Source organism: Streptococcus sp. CF8_Ac1-9 (assembly GCF_024295565.1).
GTDB classification, from domain to species: Bacteria; Bacillota; Bacilli; order Lactobacillales; family Streptococcaceae; genus Streptococcus; species Streptococcus parasanguinis_X.
Genome location: NZ_JANCOY010000004.1, coordinates 54,381 through 78,300, shown reverse-complemented (window position 1 = coordinate 78,300; position 23,920 = coordinate 54,381). Strand labels below are relative to the sequence as shown.

The 23,920-nt window shown below is 45.4% G+C and carries 14 protein-coding genes and 1 tRNA gene; 10 read left to right on the top strand and 5 right to left on the bottom strand.

Annotation, left to right across the window (positions count from 1 at the left end; genetic code table 11):
• The first annotated feature begins 103 nt into the window (after nt 1–103).
• Together NML76_RS07510 and NML76_RS07505 are read left to right on the top strand one after the other, a co-directional pair.
• A complete protein-coding gene (locus tag NML76_RS07510) occupies nt 104–3,577 on the top strand; it encodes a GBS Bsp-like repeat-containing protein (protein WP_254733221.1) in 3,474 nt (1,157 codons plus the stop codon).
• A gap of 139 nt (nt 3,578–3,716) precedes the next feature.
• The gene (locus NML76_RS07505) at nt 3,717–6,167 is read left to right on the top strand and encodes a GBS Bsp-like repeat-containing protein (protein ID WP_254733219.1); all 2,451 of its coding nucleotides are present in this window, start codon (nt 3,717–3,719) and stop codon (nt 6,165–6,167) included.
• Nucleotides 6,168–6,446: 279 nt separating this feature from the next.
• On the opposite strand, the gene NML76_RS07500 is transcribed toward NML76_RS07505, so the two are convergent.
• Nucleotides 6,447–7,310, bottom strand: coding sequence for an RluA family pseudouridine synthase (locus NML76_RS07500; RefSeq protein WP_049472713.1), 864 nt, complete (start codon nt 7,308–7,310; stop codon nt 6,447–6,449).
• Nucleotides 7,311–7,413: 103 nt separating this feature from the next.
• Here NML76_RS07500 and pbp2a point away from each other — a divergent pair, with 103 nt between their 5' ends.
• Nucleotides 7,414–9,648, top strand: a complete 2,235-nt coding sequence (pbp2a, locus tag NML76_RS07495; protein ID WP_254733217.1) for a penicillin-binding protein PBP2A — start codon at nt 7,414–7,416, stop codon at nt 9,646–9,648.
• Between the two features lie 189 nt (nt 9,649–9,837).
• Here pbp2a and NML76_RS07490 read toward each other — a convergent pair whose 3' ends face one another.
• Nucleotides 9,838–10,749 carry a neutral zinc metallopeptidase gene (locus tag NML76_RS07490; RefSeq protein WP_049492562.1) on the bottom strand — a complete coding sequence of 304 codons (912 nt, stop codon included), beginning with the start codon at nt 10,747–10,749 and terminating at the stop codon, nt 9,838–9,840.
• A gap of 144 nt (nt 10,750–10,893) precedes the next feature.
• Here NML76_RS07490 and rpmG point away from each other — a divergent pair, with 144 nt between their 5' ends.
• The 3 genes from rpmG to nusG all read left to right on the top strand — a co-directional run bounded on the left by rpmG (nt 10,894) and on the right by nusG (nt 12,107).
• Nucleotides 10,894–11,046 carry a 50S ribosomal protein L33 gene (rpmG, locus tag NML76_RS07485; protein WP_003009043.1) on the top strand — a complete coding sequence of 51 codons (153 nt, stop codon included), beginning with the start codon at nt 10,894–10,896 and terminating at the stop codon, nt 11,044–11,046.
• 9 nt (nt 11,047–11,055) lie between these two features.
• Nucleotides 11,056–11,232, top strand: a complete 177-nt coding sequence (gene secE, locus NML76_RS07480) for a preprotein translocase subunit SecE (RefSeq protein ID WP_003002261.1) — start codon at nt 11,056–11,058, stop codon at nt 11,230–11,232.
• A gap of 338 nt (nt 11,233–11,570) precedes the next feature.
• The gene (nusG, locus tag NML76_RS07475) at nt 11,571–12,107 is read left to right on the top strand and encodes a transcription termination/antitermination protein NusG (protein ID WP_003002077.1); all 537 of its coding nucleotides are present in this window, start codon (nt 11,571–11,573) and stop codon (nt 12,105–12,107) included.
• Between the two features lie 50 nt (nt 12,108–12,157).
• Here the strand turns inward: nusG and NML76_RS07470 are convergent, their stop codons facing one another.
• Nucleotides 12,158–12,916, bottom strand: a complete 759-nt coding sequence (locus NML76_RS07470) for a hypothetical protein (protein ID WP_254733215.1) — start codon at nt 12,914–12,916, stop codon at nt 12,158–12,160.
• Between the two features lie 143 nt (nt 12,917–13,059).
• Nucleotides 13,060–13,130 (bottom strand) — tRNA-Cys (locus NML76_RS07465).
• Between the two features lie 264 nt (nt 13,131–13,394).
• On the opposite strand from NML76_RS07465, the gene rpsB reads away from it, so the two are divergent.
• Nucleotides 13,395–14,177, top strand: coding sequence for a 30S ribosomal protein S2 (gene rpsB / locus NML76_RS07460; RefSeq protein ID WP_003016971.1), 783 nt, complete (start codon nt 13,395–13,397; stop codon nt 14,175–14,177).
• Nucleotides 14,178–14,259: 82 nt separating this feature from the next.
• Nucleotides 14,260–15,300: a translation elongation factor Ts gene (gene tsf, locus NML76_RS07455; RefSeq protein WP_049492557.1), complete on the top strand. Its 1,041-nt coding sequence runs from the start codon at nt 14,260–14,262 to the stop codon at nt 15,298–15,300.
• Between the two features lie 345 nt (nt 15,301–15,645).
• Here tsf and NML76_RS07450 read toward each other — a convergent pair whose 3' ends face one another.
• On the bottom strand, nt 15,646–16,116 hold the full coding sequence (locus tag NML76_RS07450; RefSeq protein ID WP_003002130.1) for a small multi-drug export protein: 471 nt from the start codon (nt 16,114–16,116) through the stop codon (nt 15,646–15,648).
• 169 nt (nt 16,117–16,285) lie between these two features.
• Here NML76_RS07450 and NML76_RS07445 point away from each other — a divergent pair, with 169 nt between their 5' ends.
• Both NML76_RS07445 and NML76_RS07440 read left to right on the top strand, forming a co-directional pair.
• Nucleotides 16,286–16,807, top strand: coding sequence for a DNA starvation/stationary phase protection protein (locus NML76_RS07445; protein WP_003001978.1), 522 nt, complete (start codon nt 16,286–16,288; stop codon nt 16,805–16,807).
• 215 nt (nt 16,808–17,022) lie between these two features.
• Nucleotides 17,023–23,892 (top strand): Ig-like domain-containing protein, encoded by a 6,870-nt coding sequence (locus NML76_RS07440; protein ID WP_254733213.1) that lies wholly within the window; start codon nt 17,023–17,025, stop codon nt 23,890–23,892.
• Nucleotides 23,893–23,920 lie beyond the last annotated feature (28 nt).

Here is a 23,920-nt window from a genome sequence, read left to right as displayed (position 1 = left end):
AAAAATATCACTAATTTTAAAAATTTGCCTTATAAAACTTTTCATCGCTGAAACCGTGTGGTAAAATGATTAACGTATAAAATTTGTATAAAGGGAAGTTTATATGAAAAAGAAAGATCTTATTTTTTATGCCGGAGCGGCAGTCTTGATGGCTGTATCTGCTCAGGGAGTCAGTGCAGATGAGCTGGTTTCAAACGAGGCCGCTACTACTGAAGGCAACCAAGTCCAAGCTGAAAAAGCGCCAGAAGTAGCCGTTGCTGAAAAGTCGGTAGCACCTGTCGCAAGCAACTATGCAGCACCAGCAAATGTGACTGAACAGTCTGTAGCACCTGCGAGCAAGACCACGGCTTCAGAAAGTGGAACCCCATCTGTAGAGAAAGCTACAGAAGCATCGACGACTGAAAAAGAAGAAACTCCTCTTCCGTCTAATACAGGAAGCACGACCTTCTTTAACACAGGCGCTCACGCTCCTGCTGGTCGTTCAACAGATGTGGCGGTTCAACCAAAATCATTCGTTGATGTGAGTAGCCACAACGGAGACATTAGTATTGGCGACTACCGTACCCTAGCTAATAAAGGCGTGGGCGGTGTCGTTGTCAAATTGACAGAAGACACTTGGTACAAGAACCCAAATGCGGAGAACCAAATTCGTAATGCACAGGCTGCGGGTCTGCAAGTATCGACCTACCACTTCTCACGCTATACTTCTGAGGAAGCAGCGCGTGCAGAAGCGCGATTCTACATTGCAGAAGCGCAACGCTTGAATCTTCCAAAGAACACCCTCATGGTCAATGACTTTGAGGATGCCAAGATGCAGCCAAATATTAACCGCAACACCCAAGCTTGGGCGGACGAAATGCGTAAAAATGGTTACACCAACTTGATGTTCTACACCAGTGCTAGCTGGTTGGATGAAAACAATCTTCGCAAGAAAGGTCCTGTCAACACCGCTCAATTTGGTCTTCAGAATTTCTGGGTTGCCCAATACCCTTCTCCAAAACTGTCTGTAAACGATGCGAAAAGCTTGCGTTACAATGGGAAAGCTGGCGCCTGGCAGTTCACTTCTCAAGCGGAATTGCTTCCAGGAAAACACCTCTTTGACCACAGTGTGGACTATACCGGTCGCTTCACAGCGAACGCAAAACCTGCAGCGGATCCAACAGAAGGCAGCTTAAGTGGGAAGATTGATATTGTCAATAACGATACTATGACGGGCCGCTTTGACGTTGTCATCTCAAATGTTCAGGCACCAAATGGAGTTCGAACCGTTTCTGTACCGATCTGGTCAGAAACAGGTGGTCAAGATGACCTTGTTTGGTATACAGCTAATCGTCAAGCAAATGGGACCTATATCGTCAATGTCAAAGCAGAGAACCATAAAAACTCAACCGGTCTTTACAATGTCCATCTTTACTATGTTCAGAACAATGGACAAATGACGGGTGTGGGTGGAACAACGACGACAGTAGCCATTGGAAAGAAAAATCAGACACCAGTATCAGCTGATTTGACTATTGCAAAATCAGAAAAAGACGGGACCTTCACCATTACAGCTAAGAACCTTCAAGGCTTCGATGGCTACAAGGAAGTGAAGATTCCATTCTGGTCTCATGCGAATGGCATGAAAGACATCATCTGGTATACTCCGACTCGCCAGGCAGACGGTTCTTATACTGTAACAGCTAAAGCCAGTGACCACGAAAATGCTGATGGCAAATACGAAGCGCAGGTCTTCTATGTAGATGCCCAAGGTCAAAACAAATTTGTGAAAAAGGCCTTTATCGATTATACGGCGACAAAACCGGCCAATGCTGTCGCAGCTGATCTGACCATTACAAAATCAGAAAAAGACGGCACCTTCACCATCACAGCTAAGAACCTTCAAGGCTTCGATGGCTACAAGGAAGTGAAGATTCCATTCTGGTCTCATGCCAATGGGATGAAAGACATCATCTGGTACACTCCAACTCGTCAAGCAGACGGTTCATATACTGTAACGGCCAAAGCCAGTGACCACGAAAACGCTGATGGCCAGTATGAAGCGCAGGTCTTCTATGTGGATGCTAACGGACAAAACAAGTTTGTCAAGAAAGCCTTTATCGATTACACAGCTTCTAAACCATCTGCTGATCTGACCATTACAAAATCAGAAAAAGATGGGACCTTCACCATCACAGCTAAGAACCTTCAAGGCTTCGATGGCTACAAGGAAGTGAAGATTCCATTCTGGTCTCATGCCAATGGGATGAAAGATATCATCTGGTACACGCCAACTCGCCAGGCAGACGGTTCATATACTGTAACAGCCAAAGCCAGTGATCACGAAAACGCTGATGGCCAGTATGAAGCGCAAGTCTTCTATGTGGACGCTCAAGGCCAAAACAAGTTTGTCAAAAAAGCCTTTATTGATTACAAAAATCAATCTCGTCCAACCGGTACTCTCTTGATCCAAAACAACAACAAGGATACAGGTACCTTTGATGTCATCATCAAGGATGTCTACAGCCCTAAAGGGGTACAGACTGTGCAAGTTCCTACTTGGTCTGATAAGGACGGCCAAGACGATATTCGCTGGTATGAAGCAACACGCCAAGCGAACGGAGATTACAAGGTATCGGTCAAAGCTAGTGACCACAAAAACTCTACTGGTAAGTACCATGTTCACCTCTATTACATTCAAAATGATGGTTCTCGGATTGGTATTGGTACCACAACAACAGACGTAGAAGTTAGAAATGCCATGACTAAGACGCAGGCTTCTATCAAGAATGTCAATGCAACGAACGGGACTTATACAGTAGCTGTAGATCAAGCGCCTCAGGGACGTCAGATTAAGAACATTCGTGTCGCAGCTTGGTCTAAAGCTCATCAAGAAAATCTTTACTGGTATTCCGCAACACCGACAGGTATGCACACAGAGATCACTGTCTCTGCCAATAATCACGGTAATGAAGCGGGCAACTATACCACTCACGTCTATGTAGACTACAAAGATGGTGGCGTTGAAGGTTTTAACCTCGGTCAGACAGCCTTGTCTCCACGAAATCAAAAGGTGAATCCACAAACAACCTATTATTCTCAACGGGATCCTCGTTGGGCTGGGAAATATTACGGTGTGAGCAATGTCGATCAGTCAGGTTGTGTGCCAACCTCTCTTGCTATGACCTTTACAGATATCCTAGGTAGAACTATTTTGCCAACAACAGTAGCTGATTATCTCTACAACAATACTGATTCATTCAACAAAGGTGAAGCAGGAACAGATTCTGATGGGATTGTAGCTGCCACTCGTAACTGGGGCTTGAAGAGCCAATTGATTAATGGAGCTGGAGGCATTGCAGAAGCCCTCATGGCTGGCAAGCATGTACTTGCTGCAGTAGGTAATAGCCAATTTACTAGTGATCCTTATACTCATGAATTGGTCTTGCATGGTTATGACAATGGAAGAACCTATGTTCGCGATCCATATAATAGCGGCAACAACGGCTGGTACTCTATCAATTATCTTCACTCTATTAAGAGTAAGGACCCGATGGATAACAAGCTTGGAGCACCTTTCTTCTCAATTTTTGCATAAGCTAATCAGAAGGCCAATCTGGCCTTCTGTTTTCTTTAAAAATAGGATTCTTCTCACGATATTGTTTCTTGATCCGGCGGTTTGTGCTATAATACTACTATGTGGGTAGAATCCGTATAAAAAATTGTAAGGAAGATACATGAAAAAGAAAGATCTTATTTTTTATGCTGGGACAGCCGTTTTGTTGGCTTTCTCGACACAACAAGTCAAAGCCGATGAGCAACATGCGTCTGATCAAACACCAGAAAATACATCAGCTGTCGTTGCAACAACTTCATCAGAAGCACAGAATACCGTGAGCGAAGGAGTAGTAGTTGAGAAAGGTATTCAGACAGAAAATACCGTTGCAACAGAGGCAGCACCTATCACACCGACTCTTAGTAATAACCAGTCTTCTGACAAGGGCACTAGCGACAAGGTTGTATCAGAGCAACCAGCACCAGCTGTGGTAGCTAGTCGCGCACCATATGGCGCACGCGCACGAGTGGTAGCAGCAAGAAATGAGAGTGTTCCTCAACAGGAATCTCCAGTTTCCGCAGATTTGACTATTGCAAAATCAGAGTCAGACGGCACCTTCACCATTACGGCTAAGAATCTTCAAGGTTTGGATGGTTATGAAGAAGTGAAGATTCCATTCTGGTCTCATGCCAATGGGATGAAAGACATCATCTGGTACACTCCAAGTCGTCAAGCAGATGGTTCTTATACCGTAACAGCCAAAGCCAGTGACCACGAAAAAGCTGATGGTAAGTACGAAGCGCAAGTTTTCTATGTGGATGCTAAAGGCCAAAACAAGTTTGTTAAGAAAGCCTTTATTGACTATACAGCTCCTAAACCATCTGCTGATCTGACCATTACGAAATCAGAGTCAGACGGTACCTTCACCATTACAGCTAAGAACCTCCAAGGCTTCGATGGCTACAAGGAAGTGAAGATTCCATTCTGGTCTCATGCCAATGGGATGAAAGATATCATCTGGTATACTCCGACTCGCCAGGCAGACGGTTCTTATACTGTAACGGCCAAAGCTAGTGACCACGAAAACGCTGATGGCCAGTATGAAGCGCAAGTTTTCTATGTGGATGCTAACGGCCAAAACAAGTTTGTCAAGAAAGCCTTTATTGACTACACAGCTCCTAAACCGTCAGCCGATCTGACCATTACGAAATCAGAAAAAGACGGTACTTTCACTATTACAGCTAAGAACCTTCAAGGTTTCGATGGTTATAAAGAAGTGAAGATTCCATTCTGGTCTCATGCCAATGGGATGAAAGACATCATCTGGTACACTCCAACTCGCCAGGTAGACGGTTCATATACTGTAACAGCCAAAGCTAGTGACCACGAAAACGCTGATGGCAAGTATGAAGCGCAAGTTTTCTATGTGGACGCTCAAGGCCAAAACAAGTTTGTCAAGAAAGCCTTTATTGATTTCAAAAATCAATCTCGTCCAACCGGCACTCTCTTGATCCAAAACAACAACAAGGATACGGGAACATTTGACGTCATCATCAAGGATGTCTACAGCCCTAAAGGGGTGCAGACTGTGCAAGTTCCTACTTGGTCTGATAAGGATGGGCAAGACGATATTCGCTGGTATGAAGCAACACGCCAAGCGAACGGAGATTACAAGGTATCTGTAAAAGCGAGTGACCACAAGAACTCTACTGGTCAGTACCATGTTCATCTTTACTATATTCAAAATGATGGTTCTCGTGTGGGTGTCGGTTCAACGACTACAGAAGTTGAATTCCGAAATGCCCAGACCAAGACACAAACAGGGATCAAGAATGTCAATTCTGGTGCTGGAACCTATACAGTAACGGTGGATCAAGCGCCTCAAGGCCGTCAGATTAAGAATATCCGTGTTGCAGCCTGGTCTCAAGCACACCAAGAAAATCTTTTCTGGTATTCAACAGCACCTTCTGGAATGCATACAGAAGTGCAGGTCTCTGCAGCAAATCACCAGTACCAATCAGGTAACTATACCACTCACGTCTATGTGGATTATGTCGATGGTGGCGTTGAAGGCTTTAACCTTGGTCAAACAGCCCTTCATCCCCGTGCGACAATAGATCAAACTGCTTTTAGTCCTCGTGTAACGAATGGGCAACGGGACCGTGTCTTACGGGCAGCAGCTAGTCTAGTGGGCGTTCGTGGCGGCACTGCAGCTCACCAACAATTGGTCAATGATTATAACAGTGTCAAACCGCTTCCGGTTGGTTATGCAGTGAAGACGACCGATGACTGGTGTGATATCTTTGTCACAACAGTCTTCCAGCGGGAAGGTTTGAGTGGTTTGATTGGTCGTGAATGTGGAGTCGAACGTCACATCCAGATCTTCAAACGCTTGGGCATCTGGAATGAAGATGGTACCACTACACCAAAAGCAGGGGACATCATCACCTTTAACTGGGATCAAAATAGCCAACAAAACAATGGCTTTGCGGATCACATCGGAATTGTTGAGAGCGTCTCAAATGGGATCATTCATACCATTGAAGGAAACTCCAACAACCAAGTCCGTCGCAATACCTACCGAATCGGACATGGCAATATTCGTGGATTTGCAACCCCTCGCTATCAATAATAAAAAAGAAGCCACAGGCTTCTTTTTTGAATGCAGATAAGTTTTTAAAATAAAATGAGAGATTCTGTCAATTGTTTTAAATGATTTTTATCTTTTGAATTATTCGATAATGACTGGAGACTTTACGCAGTGAGAAAAGTGCTTGAAATATTAGAATTTCAAGCACTCGGGAGTTTTGAGCCCTTGGGCTCAAAACTAAGTCATGGAACTTCTTTGAAGTTCGCTGACGTCCGTACTCACTTAAGGAAAGTCTCCAAGAAGACTATTTCGGTTCTTTTCTCATTTTTTCAACCCTTCTTCAAAACTCTTAGAAGGGGCTTCGACTTGGATGGTTTCAAGGGTTAATGGATTAGTGAAGGTCAAGCGGTGAGCATGGAGCATGAGTCGCTCTCCGCGTGCAGGGTTATAGAGAGGGTCCCCGACAATCGGGTGCCCATGATGGGAGAGATGCACCCGGATCTGATGGGTACGCCCCGTCTTAAGCTGGCATTTAACCAGGCTGTTGCGCCCGATTTTTTTCAGTTGCGTTACCTGGGTTTCTGCATACTGTCCCTTGCGTGGATCGACCAGGCGCTTGCGCCGATCGTGGCGATCGCGTCCGATTTTATCCTTGTAGACGATGGTTTTTTGTGCTAAGCTACCTTGGATCAAGGCCCAGTACTCGCGTTGGATGTTTTTATCTTCCAAAATGCGGTTGAGAATGGGCAGGATAAAAGGGTTTTTAGCAAATAAAATCGCTCCGCTGGTTTCCTTATCTAGGCGGTGCACGACGTAGCAGGTGGATCCAACATAGCTGGAAACATGGTTGAGAAGAGCAATTTCTGTCGGCTCATTGGCATGGGTTTTCATACCTTCAAGCTTATTGACGATGATGACATGCTCATCCTGATAGAGCTCTTCGACCAGACTCGGGTCTCCGGCTGGGAGCTCTTTTTCAGGGTAATCGTCCGCGTCAAAGATCAGCTGGATCTGGTCTCCTTTTTGAACGGGGCTCTGCCAGTTGATGGTCTCGCCATTGACCAAGACGTGTTTCTTGGTTCGTAAAAAATGCCGGATCTTACGGGGAATGAGGAAGTAGTCCTCAAGCAACTCTTTCACAGTCATCTGGGGAAAGGATTGTGGAATGGTAAATTGATAGTTCATGACCCTATTGTAGCAAAATCTAAGCTTAAAGAAAACTAAATGGGAGAAGGGGATGAGCTATCTTTTCTTGCTAGGACAAGGATAAGGTGTTACAATAACAGGTATGAATAGAATAAAAGAATTATTTGAAAACCTGATCACTTTTTTTAGAAAGGATCATCCGCCCAAAGCGGTGGCAGAAGAAGTGCCAGACACGGAACTACCGGAAGAGACAGTAGAGCCGACCTATAGTCGCTCAGGCAAGCACAGAAGCAAGCCTCTCTCTCAGCATCCCTTCCGTCGTTTTTGGCGCAGATTCCATTTGACCAAGATTCTCCTGATCATTGGGCTAGGCTTTAGCCTCTTGACAGGGGGCTATCTTTTCTACCTTGCTAAGACGACCAACGTCAAGGATTTGCAGAATGCACTGAGGGCGACTACCATTATCTATGATAAGAATGGGGACCAGGCGGGAAGTTTGACCGGGCAAAAAGGAACCTATGTCGAACTCGATGCCATTAGTGAGAATCTGCAAAATGCCGTGGTCGCAACAGAGGACCGGAGCTTCTACAAGAATAGCGGGATCAACTATGGGCGCTTCTTCTTAGCGATTTTGACCCTGGGTCGCTCAGGTGGTGGGTCGACCATCACCCAGCAGCTAGCCAAGAATGCTTACCTGTCTCAGGACCAGACGGTAGAGCGCAAGGCCAAGGAATTCTTCCTAGCGCTTGAAATCAATAAGAAATACAGTAAAAAAGAGATCCTCACCATGTACCTCAACAATGCCTATTTTGGAAATGGGGTTTGGGGTATTGAGGATGCTTCCAAGAAGTATTTTGGGGTTTCAGCCAGTCAATTAAGTCTGGATCAGTCTGCGGTTCTCGCAGGTATGCTCAAGGGACCGGAAATCTATAACCCGCTCTATTCAGTAGAGAATGCGACCAATCGCCGCAATACGGTCCTCCAAAATATGGTGGCGGCTGGTTATATTGACCAGAAAACAGCTGATCAGTCAGCTGCTGTGGATATCCATGGTCAGCTGGTCGATGCCTATGAAGGCAAGTCGGAGGATTACCGCTACCCATCCTATTTTGATGCGGTCATCAATGAAGCGGTCAATGAATACGGCCTGACCGAAGAAGACATTGTCAAAAATGGCTACCGGATCTACACCGAGCTGGATCAGAATTACCAAGCAAGCATGCAGGTGATCTATGACAATACGGCCCTCTTCCCAGTAGCGGAAGACGGCACGCGCGCAGAATCTGGTAGTGTGGCGCTTGATCCTAAGACCGGAGGAGTTCGGGCTCTCGTAGGGCGTGTCGGAAGCGATCAAAATCCAGGTTTCCGTACCTACAACTATGCCACCCAGGCTGCCCGTAGTCCAGGATCAACCATCAAACCTTTGGTGGTCTATAGCCCAGCTGTTGCTGAAGGTTGGTCGACCAATAAGGAGTTGGACAATAGTACCACCCAATATGGAAGCTATGAGGTCAATAACTATGCGGGAATCCAGTCTAGCCCAACGGTACCGATGTACCAGGCCTTGGCAGAATCCCTTAACCTTCCAGCCGTAGCGACCGCTAATGATTTGGGTCTCGATACGGTCTTTGAATACGGGAAAAAGTTCGGACTCAACATGGATAAGGTGGACAAGTCGCTTGCCGTTGCCTTGGGAGCTGGTGTGACAACCAATCCGATGCAGATGGCCCAAGCCTATGGAACTTTTGCTAACGGCGGGGTCATGAATGATGCTCACCTCATTACCAAGATTGAAAATGCAAGTGGCCAAGTGGTCAAGAGCCACAGCCAGAAATCAACCCGAGTGCTTAGTGGTTCAACGACAGATAAGATGACCAATATGATGCTTGGTACCTTTAGTAATGGTACGGGGGTGAACGCTGCGCCTTATGGTTATACCATGGCAGGAAAAACCGGTACGACAGAGACCAGCTTTAACAAGGACCTCTCTGGAGACCAATGGGTGATCGGTTACACGCCAGATGTGGTCATCAGTCAGTGGCTTGGTTTCCCAACGACCGATGAAAATCACTACCTGACGGACAGTAGTGCTGGAACGGCGTCCGAGATCTTCCGCAATGTTGCCAACAGTGTTCTGCCTTATACAGACGGTACTCAGTTTGACTCGGTGAAGAACTCTTATGCTGAAAACGGCATTGCGCCAGTCGGAGAAGAAACGACAGAAACAGATAGCAAAGAAGACAAAGGTTTCTTTGAGGATGTCAAAGAAAAGGCGTCGAATATGGTCGATAATGCGAAAAAAGCAATCGACGAGGCCGATATCCCAGGAAAAGCGAAAAACGCTTGGGATACCTTCAAAGGTTGGCTTGGTTTCTAATCAAAAAGAGAGTGGGACAGAAATCGGTAATTCGTTAGAATTCGATTTCGTCGTCCCACCTCCGCACAGTTGAGTAGGGCTGTAAAAGCTGATGAAATCAGCGTAGTAGAGCCCACTCAACCACTGCGTCTTGCTCGATAATCCAAAAATAATTGAGAGGCTAGGACTTTTGTCCCAGCCTCTATTTGTTTAAAGTTCACTATCTGACAAGCTAAAGGTATCGCCGTGTTGGAGATCCCCGTACTGGTAGCCTCGTTTGAACCAGCGCATGCGTTGCTCTGAAGTTCCGTGGGTAAAGCTATCTGGTACCGAGTAGCCGTAGGCTTGCTCTTGGAGAGTGTCATCCCCGACTGCATGGGCTGCATTCATGGCTTCTTCGATATCGCCGATATCTAGAAGGTTTCGGTCTTGAATGGAGCGGGCCCAGACACCGGCTAGATAATCAGCTTGTAGCTCAATGCGGACACTGATGGCATTTCGTTCCTTTTCAGAAAGACCTTGTTGCATCCGATGGTATTTACCAAGGATTCCCAGCTCATTTTGCACGTGGTGGCCGACTTCGTGAGCGATCACGTAGGCCATGGCGAAGTCCCCGCTAGCCTTGTATTTGGTTGTTAATTCCTTGTAGAAGCTCATATCCAAATAAATCTTTTTGTCGGTTGGACAGTAGAAGGGACCAGCCGATGCTTGCCCAACTCCACAGCCTGTCTTTGTCCGTCCGGTATAGAAGACTAGTTTGGGCTCCTGGTAGGTCCGTCCTTCGGCTTGAAAGACCTTGTGCCAATGATCTTCTGTTGTGGCAAGGACCTTGCTGACGAACTCAGCATCTGCATCGTCGACATGGGTCTTGTTGGTGCGCGTGATCTGGCTAGACTGGTAAGAATGAGAAGTCTCGTTTCCAAAGAGTCCACCAAGACTAGCGCCACCACCTCCTAGAAGAACCAGAAGAAGGATGAGGACGATCTTACTCTTGAAGCTTCCGGGCGATAGTAAGATCTGTAAAATGCCCCCGCCAAGGTTACTGTTTCCTGAAGATTGGGAGTAGCTTTGCCCTCGACGGTCTTCGATATTTCTACTTTCTTTTAGGTTATCACTTTTCATATTCGTCTCCTTTTGTTTTATTTTACCAAAAATGAGGAAAAAACCAGAGTGATAACGCTTTAGATTTGCTTTTTTCTTGACAGGAGATTTTCTGTTCTTGTCAAAACGTGGAAAACTTGCTATAATGGGGTGAACGGAGGCGTTATGGCATTAAAAAAAGCAAGTCTAGCGTGTACGGTTTGTGGGTCACGCAATTACTCCATTAAGTTGAGTGGGACGCCAAAACCAACACGTCTAGAAGTCAATAAATTCTGCAAACATTGCAGCAAGTATACCATCCATAAAGAAACACGATAGGAGAGAGTTGTGAAATTCATTAAAGATATTTTCGTCTTACTAAAAGATACAACTTGGCCAAATCGCAAGGAAAGATGGAAAAACTTTATCTCAGTGATTGAGTACACCGCTTTCTTTGTTGCATTGATTTATTTGTTCGACAAAGTCATTGCACGTGGCCTATTGCACATGATCAATTTCTTTTAAGAAAAGAAGCCATGAGGCTGGGCAACAACTGTCCAGCCTTTGATTTTTGATAGGAATAACTGCAAGACGCAGTGGTTGATTGGCATCTTTGTTCGCTTTTTAAGCTTCAAAGATGGCCTAATCAACTGTGCGGGGGTGGGAAAACGAACTCTTTTTAACAAGTCAGAGTTCTTTCCCACTCCCACTTTTTGTAGTCTTTTCTAAAAAATAAATCAGCAAACCTCTTTGCATTCCTGCAAAATGTGGTATAATGAAGCTAGGAAAAGGAAAGCCAAGAGGCTTTTTTTAGTATGTTCACAAAAGCTCGAGCAGGCTAAACAGAAAGAAAGGATGCCCAAATGGACAGTTTTGATAAAGGCTGGTTTGTACTACAAACCTACTCAGGATATGAAAACAAGGTAAAAGAGAATCTTTTGCAACGTGCGCAAACTTACAATATGTTAGAAAACATCTTGCGCGTAGAGATTCCAACTCAAACCGTACAAGTTGAGAAAAACGGTAAAACAAAAGAAATCGAAGAAAACCGCTTCCCAGGTTATGTCTTGGTAGAAATGGTCATGACAGATGAAGCTTGGTTTGTTGTTCGGAATACACCGAACGTTACTGGTTTCGTCGGATCCCACGGGAACCGTTCAAAACCAACTCCATTGTTGGAAGAAGAAATCCGCAGCATCTTGCTCTCTATGGGTCAAACCGTTCAAGAGTTTGATTTGGATGTCAAGGTGGGCGACACAGTTCGCATCATCGACGGGGCCTTCACAGACTATACTGGTAAGATCACTGAAATTGATAACAACAAGGTGAAAATGGTCATTTCTATGTTTGGTAACGATACAGTTGCAGAAGTGAACCTGAACCAAATTGCTGAATTGTAAGAAAAAGAGAACCCTCCAAGAAAAACTTGGAGGGTTCTTTGTATGGATCTTTATTGATTTTTATCCAGGCCAGTGATCTTTTTTAACTGCTTGGTCTCTGCAGTAGACGTAACATTGAAGATCTTATTTCCTTGTGTAGAGAAGCTAGATTCATCTCCGTTGCTATCTTTATAGACATAGCTGGTCCCATTTTCTGAACGCATAATGGCATAGGGTTTTCCGAGACGTTCGAGGGCCGTTTTTGGTGTATCGGATTTGGAAATGCTACCAGTAGACTGGTGGTTGGCATCGCCCCCTCTTAGTCGGAAGGTGATATCTGTTAACACATTATTGCGGAAGAAAGCCATGATATCGCCATTGTCTGTTGCCCATACATTGACTCCATCACCAGGATTCGCACTGTCTGTACTACTTACGGGTTGACCAAAGGCTGCAACTACGTCATCGTAACTGCTTCTTTCTTTTGGCCCACCAACCTCTTGTCCATCTTCGGTTCTCAATACAAAACCGGTGGTAGGGTGGAGGTTCTTGAGCTTTTCGATCTCAGGAATGGATGCAGCTCCTGGCACATATTGGAGAGATGCGCCATCATCTGGATCCAAGCTGAAGCGACCTGAAAAATCATCTGAGCTACTGCTGTCTGAAGAAGTGCTCGACGATTTACTAGATGATGCTTTGGTAGAAGATTGTTTGATCGGTTTTCTAGAGCTAGAAGCTGTTTTTGCTGGTTGCGCAGAATTGGCGGGTGAGCAAGCGGCTAGTGTCACTAGTGAAAGAAGGCCGATCGTAAAGAAACGAATGTTTTTCATAAATACCCTTTCTAATGTGCTTCGCCGATCAGGCGAGGTTTTATTATATCAATAATCAAGGAAAGGAGCAAATGGCAACAAAAAACCCCCTATTGCTAGGGGAATTTTTAAAAGATAAAAGATGATAAAAAATTTTATTATCAAGGCGGTAGACGGATTTGAACCGACGATCAAGCTTTTGCAGAGCCGTGCCTTACCACTTGGCTATACCGCCATAACATATAATATTGTAACCTAAAAATAAAGATAGGTCAAGAAAAACTTTTTACGTCAAACAACTTTAGAAAACCATTTCATCGTAGGGATTGAAAAAATCTCTCAAATAGCTTGCGAATTCTAGTGATTTCTGCTATACTTATAGAGTTGTCTAAGACAGCAAATACTCATCTCGGATCCATTGTGGCACCGTTGCCCTTGTGGTCGTGCTGCAAGTTGACGTCTGAGAGAGGAGAAAAAAACAAAAAAGGAGAAACTACTCATGGCAGTAATTTCAATGAAACAACTTCTTGAGGCTGGTGTACACTTCGGTCACCAAACTCGTCGCTGGAACCCTAAGATGGCTAAGTACATCTTCACTGAACGTAACGGAATCCACGTGATCGACTTGCAACAAACTGTAAAATATGCAGACCAAGCATACGACTTCATGCGTGATGCAGCTGCAAACGATGCAGTGATCTTGTTCGTAGGTACTAAGAAACAAGCTGCTGATGCTGTTGCAGAAGAAGCTGTTCGTTCAGGTCAATACTTCATCAACCACCGTTGGTTGGGTGGAACTCTTACTAACTGGGGAACAATCCAAAAACGTATCGCTCGTTTGAAAGAAATCAAACGCATGGAAGAAGATGGAACTTTTGAAGTTCTTCCTAAGAAAGAAGTCGCATTGTTGAACAAACAACGCGCTCGTCTTGAAAAATTCTTGGGCGGTATCGAAGACATGCCTCGTATCCCAGACGTAATGTACGTTGTGGATCCACATAAAGAACAAATCGCTGTTAAAGAAGCTAAGAAATTGGGTATCCCAGTTGTAGCGATGGTCGACACAAACACTGACCCAGATGATATCGATGTTATCATCCCAGCGAACGATGACGCTATCCGCGCTGTTAAATTGATCACTGCGAAAATGGCTGACGCTGTTATCGAAGGACGTCAAGGTGAAGACAGTGTTGCTACAGTAGAAGCTGAATTGGCAGCTACTGAAGGTCAAGCTGATTCAATCGAAGAAATCGTTGAAGTTGTAGAAGGCGACAACGCTTAATTCATTCAATAAGTAACGAACCTAAGAGGGCAGGGCTCAGCCCGACCCTCTTATTTTATCAAAAAAATATAGGAGAACAAAAATGGCAGAAATTACAGCTAAGCTTGTAAAAGAATTGCGTGAAAAATCTGGTGCTGGTGTCATGGACGCTAAAAAAGCATTGGTTGAAGTGGAAGGCGATATCGAAAAAGCGATCGAATTGCTTCGCGAAAAAGGTATGGCTAAAGCAGCTAAGAAAGCTGACCGTGTTGCCGCTGAAGGTTTGACTGGTGTTTATGTAGACGGTAACGTTGCAGCAGTTGTTGAAGTGAATGCTGAAACTGACTTCGTTGCGAAAAACGCTCAATTCGTTGAATTGGTAAACGCAACAGCGAAAGTGATCGCTGAAGGTAAACCAGCTAGCAATGAAGAAGCTCTTGCTTTGACAATGCCTTCAGGTGAAACTCTTGAAGCTGCATATGTATCTGCAACAGCTACAATCGGTGAAAAGATTTCATTCCGTCGTTTTGCTTTGCTTGAAAAAACAGATGCACAACACTTCGGTGCTTACCAACACAACGGTGGACGTATCGGTGTTATCTCTGTGATCGAAGGTGGAGACGAAGCGCTTGCTAAACAAATCTCAATGCACATCGCTGCAATGAAACCAACTGTTCTTTCATACAAAGAATTGGATGAGCAATTCGTGAAAGATGAATTGGCACAATTGAACCACGTCATCGACCAAGATAACGAAAGCCGTGCAATGGTTGGTAAACCAGCTCTTCCACACTTGAAGTATGGTTCTAAAGCTCAATTGACTGACGAAGTTGTCGCTCAAGCTGAAGAAGATATCAAAGCTGAATTGGCAGCTGAAGGTAAACCAGAAAAAATCTGGGATAAGATCATCCCTGGTAAAATGGATCGCTTCATGCTTGACAACACTAAAGTTGACCAAGCTTACACTCTTCTTGCACAAGTTTACATCATGGATGACAGCAAGACAGTGGAAGCTTACCTTGAATCAGTAAATGCTTCAGTAGTTGAGTTTGCTCGCTTTGAAGTTGGTGAAGGTATCGAAAAAGCAGCTAATGACTTTGAATCAGAAGTTGCAGCTACAATGGCAGCGGCTCTTAACAACTAAGAATACAAAAAAAGAGGTTTCGATGGGAACCTCTTTTTTTGTAAGATAAATTCATCTAAATAACTTTCCTTAGGTGAGTACGGACGTCAGCGAACTTCAAAGAAGTTCCATGACTTAGTTTTGGACCTAAGGTTCCAAAACTCCCGAGTGCTAGAAACATGATTGTTTCTAGCACTTTTCTCACAGCGGAAAGTTTTAGTAGATGACTGAGTAATTCTAAGAAATAAATTTTTTTGTTTTATAGAATTTATTAGATTTTAAAAAAAATAGTTTGTCTATACTCTTAGAGGAACGGAAGCATCTTTTTTGCATGCAAAAACTGAAGCCGTTGCTTCAGTCTTTTGCTTAATGTGCGAAGGTATCGATTCCTAGAAGCAGGGACAGGGTTCCCATGATGAGGCCGGCTAGGATCACTCCGAGCATGACTGCGAGGCTACTGCGTTTGAAGTCCCAGTCAAGGATAGAAGCTGCAAGAGCTCCGGTCCAGGCACCAGTTCCTGGTAAAGGAATGCCGACGAATAGGAGTAGGGCCCAGAAGATTCCTTTGTCTCCTGCAGCTTTCTCTAATTTTTGTCCGCCTCTATGGCCCTTATTGAGACACCAGCTAAAAAAGCCTCCGATGATCGGTTTTTTTGCGCCCCAAGTGAGGATATGGCGGGCGAAGAAGAAGATCAGAGGGACGGGGAGAAGATTTCCAATCACTCCGATCAGGAGCGCTGTCCATAAGGGAATACCATTTGCAATGGCAAAAGGGATGGCCCCGCGCAATTCAACGAGGGGAACCATGGAGATCAGGAAGGTAAAGATATATTTCATTGGTCAAGCCTTTCGATTAGTCTTCTTCATTCTATCGTATCTTCCTTCAATTGACAACTATTCCAGCTTTGGGATGAACTTTTTAAATCTTTTATCTTGACTTTCTGGTGGAGGAAGCATATAATAAAGACATAGTTAATTAGAATCATTATAAAAAAGGAGAAATGACATGACAACTATGAAACATGAAGCAGCTACTGATGTAGCAACTTTTGCACCTTCTAATAAAGAAACTCTTCCAGAAACAAAAGCTCTCTTGAACCAAGTCGTAGCAGATCTCTACGTCGCTCACATTGCCCTTCACCAAGTACACTGGTATATGCGTGGACGTGGCTTTATGGTTTGGCATCCAAAAATGGACGAATACATGGACAGCTTGGATGCAACCTTAGATGAAGTGAGCGAACGCTTGATCACTCTTGGTGGTGCGCCATATTCTAGCATGACTGAATTTTTGGAACACAGCAATATTGAAGAACGCCGTGGAACATTTACAAAAAATGTAGAAGAAAGCTTGACACGTGTTCTTGAAATCTTCCATTACCTTGATGGCCTTTACCAAAAAGCTTTGGATGTTACCGATGCTGAAGGCGACGATGTAACCAACGATATCTTTGTTGGGGCTAAAGCAGAACTTGAAAAGAACATTTGGATGGTGGCTGCTGAACTTGGTCAAGAACCAGGATTATAAGATCATAAAAAAATAGAAGCCGTTGGCTTCTATTTTTTTGCTTCGTAGGAGATTTCCACTAATTAAAGGAGTTCTTAATCTAACTATAGTTGGAGCGAAATCGAGGCCTATCGCTCCTATTTTTTTGGTATAGTTAATATGTGATTTTCTGTAAGTGTTCGCAGACAGAAGAAAGCGCTTACAAATTTAATTGTTAATCCTAAGAGGAGGTTTTTATGGGAAAGTCTTTTTTTGAAAAGCGTCCTGTTTTTAGTATTCGTAAGCTCTCAGTTGGAGCTTGTTCTGTTGTGATTGGGATTTCTGCCTTGGGTCTTTCAAGGGTCCATGCGGAAGAAAAGCCAGCCCTCGAAAGTGAACTGACTTCGATGGAGACACCAAGTGTTGTGACGGAAAATTCAGAAGCGGAAGTTCCTGGAGCTGGTGCAAGGGTTTCAGAAGCTCCAGCTGTCATCACCCCTACCAGAGCTGAGGAAAAGCCAGCCCCTCAACAGCCTGTTTCTACTTCATCTGAGCGTGCTACAGGAACGGAAGAAACTGCTGCTCCAGATCAAAATCGTGTAGCGGAGGATATTGTGCAAGATCGAGAACGTGATTTTAATAAAGATTGGTATTTTAAATTAAATGCGGCTCCTGGTGCAGAAGGGCGTCAAGTGGATGTTAAGGATTGGAAAAAATTAGATCTTCCTCATGACTGGTCTATTTTCTTTGATTTCGATCACAACTCTCCTGCTCAAAATGAAGGGGGGCAATTAAACGGTGGGGATGCTTGGTATCGTAAGACCTTCCGTTTGGACGACAAGGATCTAGATAAGAAGGTCCGCTTGGAATTTGGCGGGGTTTATATGGATTCCAAAGTCTATGTAAACGGACAATTCGTTGGTCATTATCCAAATGGCTACAATGCCTTTTCTTATGATATTACTCCTTATTTGAATGCGGATGGAAGCGAGAATACCATCGCCGTTCATGTGGTCAATCAACAACCAAGTAGCCGCTGGTATTCTGGTAGCGGAATTTACCGGGATGTTAAGCTGAGTGTAACGGACAAGGTTCATTTAGCGCAGTATGGGACTACGATTACGACCCCTCAGTTGGAAAAACAGCAAAATGGGGCAGTGGATACAGTGGTGAAGAGCCGCATTGTCAACCAAGATGATCAAGCCCATAGTATTTATGCGGAATATGAAATTGTCGATCAAAATGGCCAAGTGGTGAGCGAAAAAACGCGCAGTGAAGCACAAGCTGTTTTAGCAGGTCAAGAGATCAACCTTTCTCAAACCTTGCATGTTGAAAAACCAACCCTCTGGGATGTGAAAACGGATCATCCAGCTCTCTATACTTTGTATACGCGTGTCTATCGGGATTCGCAGTTGGTCGATGTGCAAAAGGAACGCTTTGGTTATCGCTATCTGAACTGGACACCAGAAGGTGGCTTCTTCCTGAATGGGGTGGCGACGAAATTCCACGGGGTATCCCTTCACCATGACCACGGGGCTCTTGGAGCTGAGGAAAATTACAAGGCTGAATACCGTCGTCTCAAACAGATGAAGGACATGGGAGTCAATGCCATCCGGACGACCCACAACCCAGCCAGTGAACAAACCTTAAAAATTGCGGCTGAGTTGGGCTTGATGGTTCAAGAAGAAGCCTTTGATACCTGGTATGGTGGCAAGAAGCAATACGATTACGGTCGTTTCTTTGAAAAGGATGCCACTCACCCAGAAGCTCGTAAGGGGGATACTTGGTCAGATTACGATCTACGGACTATGGTAGAGCGGGGCAAGAACAATCCAGCCATTGTCATGTGGTCAATCGGTAACGAAGTCGGTGAAGCAGATGGTTCGGACAAGTCTGTCGCAACTGTTCGTCGCTTGGTCAAAACCATCAAGGACGTGGATGCAACCCGCTATGTCACCATGGGAGCTGATAAATTCCGCTTTGGTGATGGATCAGGAGGCCATGAAAAGGTAGTAGCAGAGCTCGATGCGGTTGGATTTAACTATTCAGAAGCCAACTATGAAAGCTTACGGGCCAAACATCCAAACTGGCTCATTTATGGTTCGGAAACCTCTTCTGCAACGCGGACACGGGGCTCATACTATCATCCTGAAAGAGAATGGGTCGGCAGCAACCAAGAAGACCGCCACTATGAACAATCAGACTACGGCAATGACCGGGTTGGTTGGGGTCGGACAGCAACCGCCTCTTGGACCTTTGACCGTGATCATGCCGGTTATGCAGGACAATTTATCTGGACCGGTACGGATTATATCGGTGAGCCAACACCATGGCACAACCAAAATGACACACCTGTGAAAAGTTCTTATTTCGGTATCGTGGATACTGCCGGCCTTCCAAAGAATGATTTTTACCTTTACCAAAGTCAATGGGTATCGGCAGAGAAACATCCGATGGTCCATCTCTTGCCACATTGGAACTGGGACAATCCAGAATTAGCCAATCGTGTCATGGACGAAGAAGGCCGGATCCCTGTTCGGACCTTCTCCAATGCCCACAGTGTGGAATTGATTGTCAATGGGGAATCACAAGGAGTCAAGACCTTTACCAAGAAGACCACAGCAGATGGCCGGACCTACCAAGAAGGGGCAAATCCGGATGAACTCTATCTAGAGTGGTTGGTTCCTTATGTACCAGGTAAAGTGGAAGCCATTGCCCGCAACGAAGCAGGAGAAGTGATCGCGAAAGATCAAGTCGAAACAGCCGGCAAGGCTGCGGGTGTTCGTTTGTTGAAAGAAGAACATGCGATCGCAGCGGACGGTAAGGATTTGACCTATATTACCTATGAAATCGTCGATGAAGAAGGTCGTATCGTGCCAACTGCCAATAATTTGGTGCATTTCCATTTGCATGGACAAGGCCAAATTGTCGGTGTCGATAATGGGGAACAAGCCAGCCGTGAACGCTACAAAGCGCAGGAAGATGGCTCATGGCAACGCAAAGCCTTCAATGGCAAAGGGGTTGTGATTGTCAAATCAACTGAGCAGGCGGGAGCCTTTACTCTGTATGCAGACTCAGACCGCTTGCAATCAGACCAAGTCAGCCTCTTTACAGGTAAGAAGGACCAAGCAGAACGCACTGTATTAGGTGTGGAACCTGTTCGACAAAGTGCTTATCTAGGAGAAAAACCAACCTTACCAAGTAAGGTCAATGTGGTCTATAGCGATGGCAAGGCCCAAGAAGAAGCCGTTGAATGGGATGCGGCAGACTATAGCCGTGCTGGCCAAGTCCGTGTGACCGGTCATGTTCAAGGACGCACGGTCGAAGCTCTGGTCGATGTGATCGGCGTGGAACAAGTCCTTCCAGTCATCAAACAAATCCCACAGGGAGCAGATCTAGCAACAGTGGATAAGGCTGTGCAATTAGTCTTCACTGATGGGACCACTGCTCACTATGAGGTCGATCAATGGACCTTGGAAGCTGGTCAAGAAGATCAGTTGTCCACACCAGGTGCTCGCTTGAAGGCGACAGGTCTCCTAGGCAATGGGGAAACGGTCCAAGCGACACTAGTGGTTGCAGGAGGAGATGTAGCCAAGGCTAAGAAACCAACGGTTCAGCTAGATGGGGTAGCCCTTCCAAAATTTGGTAGTGGCAACCATACCATTTTCCGTTCCCTCGCTTATGGTCAAGAACCAGGTCAAGTCACAGCAAGTGCAGAAAATGCTCAAGTGACGGTCCTACAAGCTAATCGCGAAAATGGTTTGAAATCCCAAATCTTTGTGACTGCTAAGGATACGGGAGCTGTACAGACCTATGTGGTCCAATTCCAAGAAGAAAGTCCACAGATCGAGCGTTTGGAATTGCGTCTGCCAGAAGGACAGGAACTCAAGGAAGACCAAACGGTACCACTTGAAGTCATTGCCCATTACCAAGATGATAGCCAGGCAAGTCTCAAAGCAGATCAAATCGATGTGAAAACAAGAGCTGGTAGCCAAGGAAAAGCCGTCGCAACCAATAAAGGTTTGGAATTGCGAGAAGCAGGATTGGTTCATTTAGAAGCTAACTTCCAAGGACAAACAGGGGAAGTCAGCTTTACCATCACGCCAAATCCAGAAGAAAAGACAGTTGTCAAGGTGCGTCCTGTACGGATCAGCACCGATCGAAACGTTTTGCCAGCTCTTCCAGAGACAGTCTTGGTCGAGTATGACAAGGGATTCCCGAAAGAAAAACGTGTGACCTGGGATGCCGTGACAGCAGATCAAGTCAAGTATTATCATAGCTTTACAGTCACCGGTCATGTAGAAGGTGTGGAAAAAGAAGCACAAGCTCAAGTGACGGTTGAAGGCATTATCGCTGTAGAAGAAGTCAGTACCACCACTCCAGTCGGCGAAAAACCAGCTCTTCCAGAAAGCGTGCGGACCTATCACTCTAATGGTAAGACCTATACAGCTAAGGTGGCCTGGGATGCGATCGATCCGCAACTCTTGGCCAAAGAAGGAGAAGTTGTCCTAGCCGGTCGTGTAGAAGGAACGGATCTTCCAACACGTCTTCATATTCGTGTTTCCGCAAACACAGTCAAGGGGGCCAATGTAGCAGAGCAATGGACAGGATCAGTCTTGCCACTCGCTTTTGCAAGTGACTCTAACGATGCGGATCCAGTTGCTAAGGTCAATGATAAGGTCATCTCCTTTACCGATGCTCCAGCTAACCGTTGGACCAACTGGGGCCGTGACAATGCGGAAGATTCTGTTGGTATCTTGTTTGGGGATTCTGGTATCTTGACCAAGCGAGCAGTGGACAACCTCCATGTTGGTTTCCATGAAGACCACGGCGTTGGCGCTCCAAGTGAATATGTGATTGAGTACTATACAGGGGAACAAATCCCAACAGTTCCAAGCAATCCAAATCGTGTTAAAGACGAAACAGACCATCCATTTAACAATCCCGCTAACTGGAAAGAAGTCAGCAACCTAACCGTTGAAGAACCGGTAGCAGCTGGTAAGATGAATCATTTCAGTTTTGATAAAGTCGACACCTATGCTGTTCGTATCCGTATGAAGACGCCAGAAGGCAAGCGTGGAAGCTCTATTTCAGAGATTCAGATCTTTGCCAATAAGGTTGCGGCAGAAGAAAAGAGCCAGTTGACCATTCGCGTCAATGGCGATGTATTGCCAGGTGTCAACCCAAGTGTGACCGATTACTACATCGATGCGCGTGATCGGGCTTATCCACAAGTGGAAGCGACAGCTAGCCATCACGGTCTTGCAACGGTTGTGCCAAGCGTTCATGAAGGGGAGCCAATCCGTGTCATCCATAAAGCGGAAGATGGTACTATCTTACAAGAATACCGCCTCCATCTCACAAGTGATGCAGAAAAACTGAAACAAGCTGCCCCAGTAGCAGTGGAAGCAGGTAGCCGATTTGTGAAAGTCGGTCAAGATCTGGTTCTACCATCTACCGTAGGCGTTTATTTCCAAGGGGATACAGGCTATGAACGCAAGGAGCTTACGGTGGACTGGCAGGCTGTACCAGCTGATGCGCTTTCTCACGAAGGTAGCTTCACGCTCGAAGGAAAAGTCCTCGGCTATGATCTGACAGCTCAGCTGACCGTCCGGGTGTCAGAAAAGACAGGAGAAAACCTCTCTGTGAACCGTGACTACAATGCAGAAGATACCAGGGCATTTGCTAGTGAAACCAATGATCTCGATCCAAATCAAATCGACTATATCGATTACATCAACGATGGAGGCTACAACGAATACTATCGCTGGACTAACTGGAAGAGAGAACCGGATCAAACTGAAGTATTTGCTGGTCTCATCTTCAAGAAAAATGGCCAGGTAACAGAGCGATTGGTCAATAAAGTAGCGGTCGACTTCTTTGCAGATCAGGAAACAGGTCTGCCAACGAAAACTGTTCTTGAACGCTACATTGGTCCAGACTTTGATGTCCCAGATGATTACGGCAATTTGAAAAATCTTCCAGATCATCCATTTAACCAAGCCTCAAACTGGGAAGAAATCCCGTATAGCTTGGATTATGCCTTTGAGCCTGGTTATATCTCTAACCTCAGCTTCAACGAAACCAGAACGAAAGCCATCCGTTTAAGAATGGTCCGTGATGAAAATCTTAAAGGAATTGGAATCATTGAATTGAGCGCCTATGCCCCAACAGAAGAGGCTCAGGCAACAACTGACGTTACGATCCAAGTGAATGGCAAAGACCTAGAAGGTTTTAAACCAGATGTGACAGATTATCATCTAGAGTATGAGGGAGAACGTCCAATCGTTTCAGCACAAGGCAAGAATGGAACAGCCGTTACGGTCATCGATGCTAAAAGTGCCAATGCTCCGGTTCTTGTCAAGGTTGTCTCAGAAGATGGCAAGCTCGAAAAAGTATATCAACTTTCTCTATCCGCAAAAGCACCTACAGGCTCAGCCATTCCCGAAGAAGGGGTTAAGAATCTGGTCCACACCAAACCAGAGTTGGTGATTGAGCCAGAAGAGATGGATTTTGAACGCCTAGAACGTCCAAATGCGGATCTTCCAAAAGGTGAGAAACGTGTGGTTCAAGAAGGTCAAAAAGGCCGCAAATTGCGCTTGGTGGAAGTTTCTCAAGAAAATGGTGTGGAAAGCCGGAAGGAACTGGATGCCTTTGTAGAGCTAGATCCAGTGGCAGAAATTACAGAGGTGGGCACTAAAGAAGTACTTCCAGACACTCCACAACCAGAGCCACAGCCAGAACCTCAGCCACAACCAGAGCCACAACCGCAACCACAGCCAGAGCCGCAACCGCGGCCAGAGCCACAACCAGAGCCGCAACCACAACCACAACCGCTTCCGAATCCAGAACGTCCTCAAGGTTCAGAAGGACCAGTAGCTACTGCAACTCCTCAAGCATCTCTTGAGGTCAAAGCGGTACGTCAGGAAGGGACAGATGCAGCAGGGAAGGAAGTCGAGAAAACAGCTCAAACACCAGCAGTTTCAGCTGCTCCAGTTTCCGAAGGCAGATTACCAAATACAGGAACGGAAGAAAGCGTCGCAAGCCTCGTTGCTGGAATCCTAGCAGCAGGCCTTGCTAGTGCTGTGCTGGACGATCAGAAAAAAAGAGCCAAAAAGGCCAAATAAAACAGCTAGAGAAACTAGCAAAAAACGG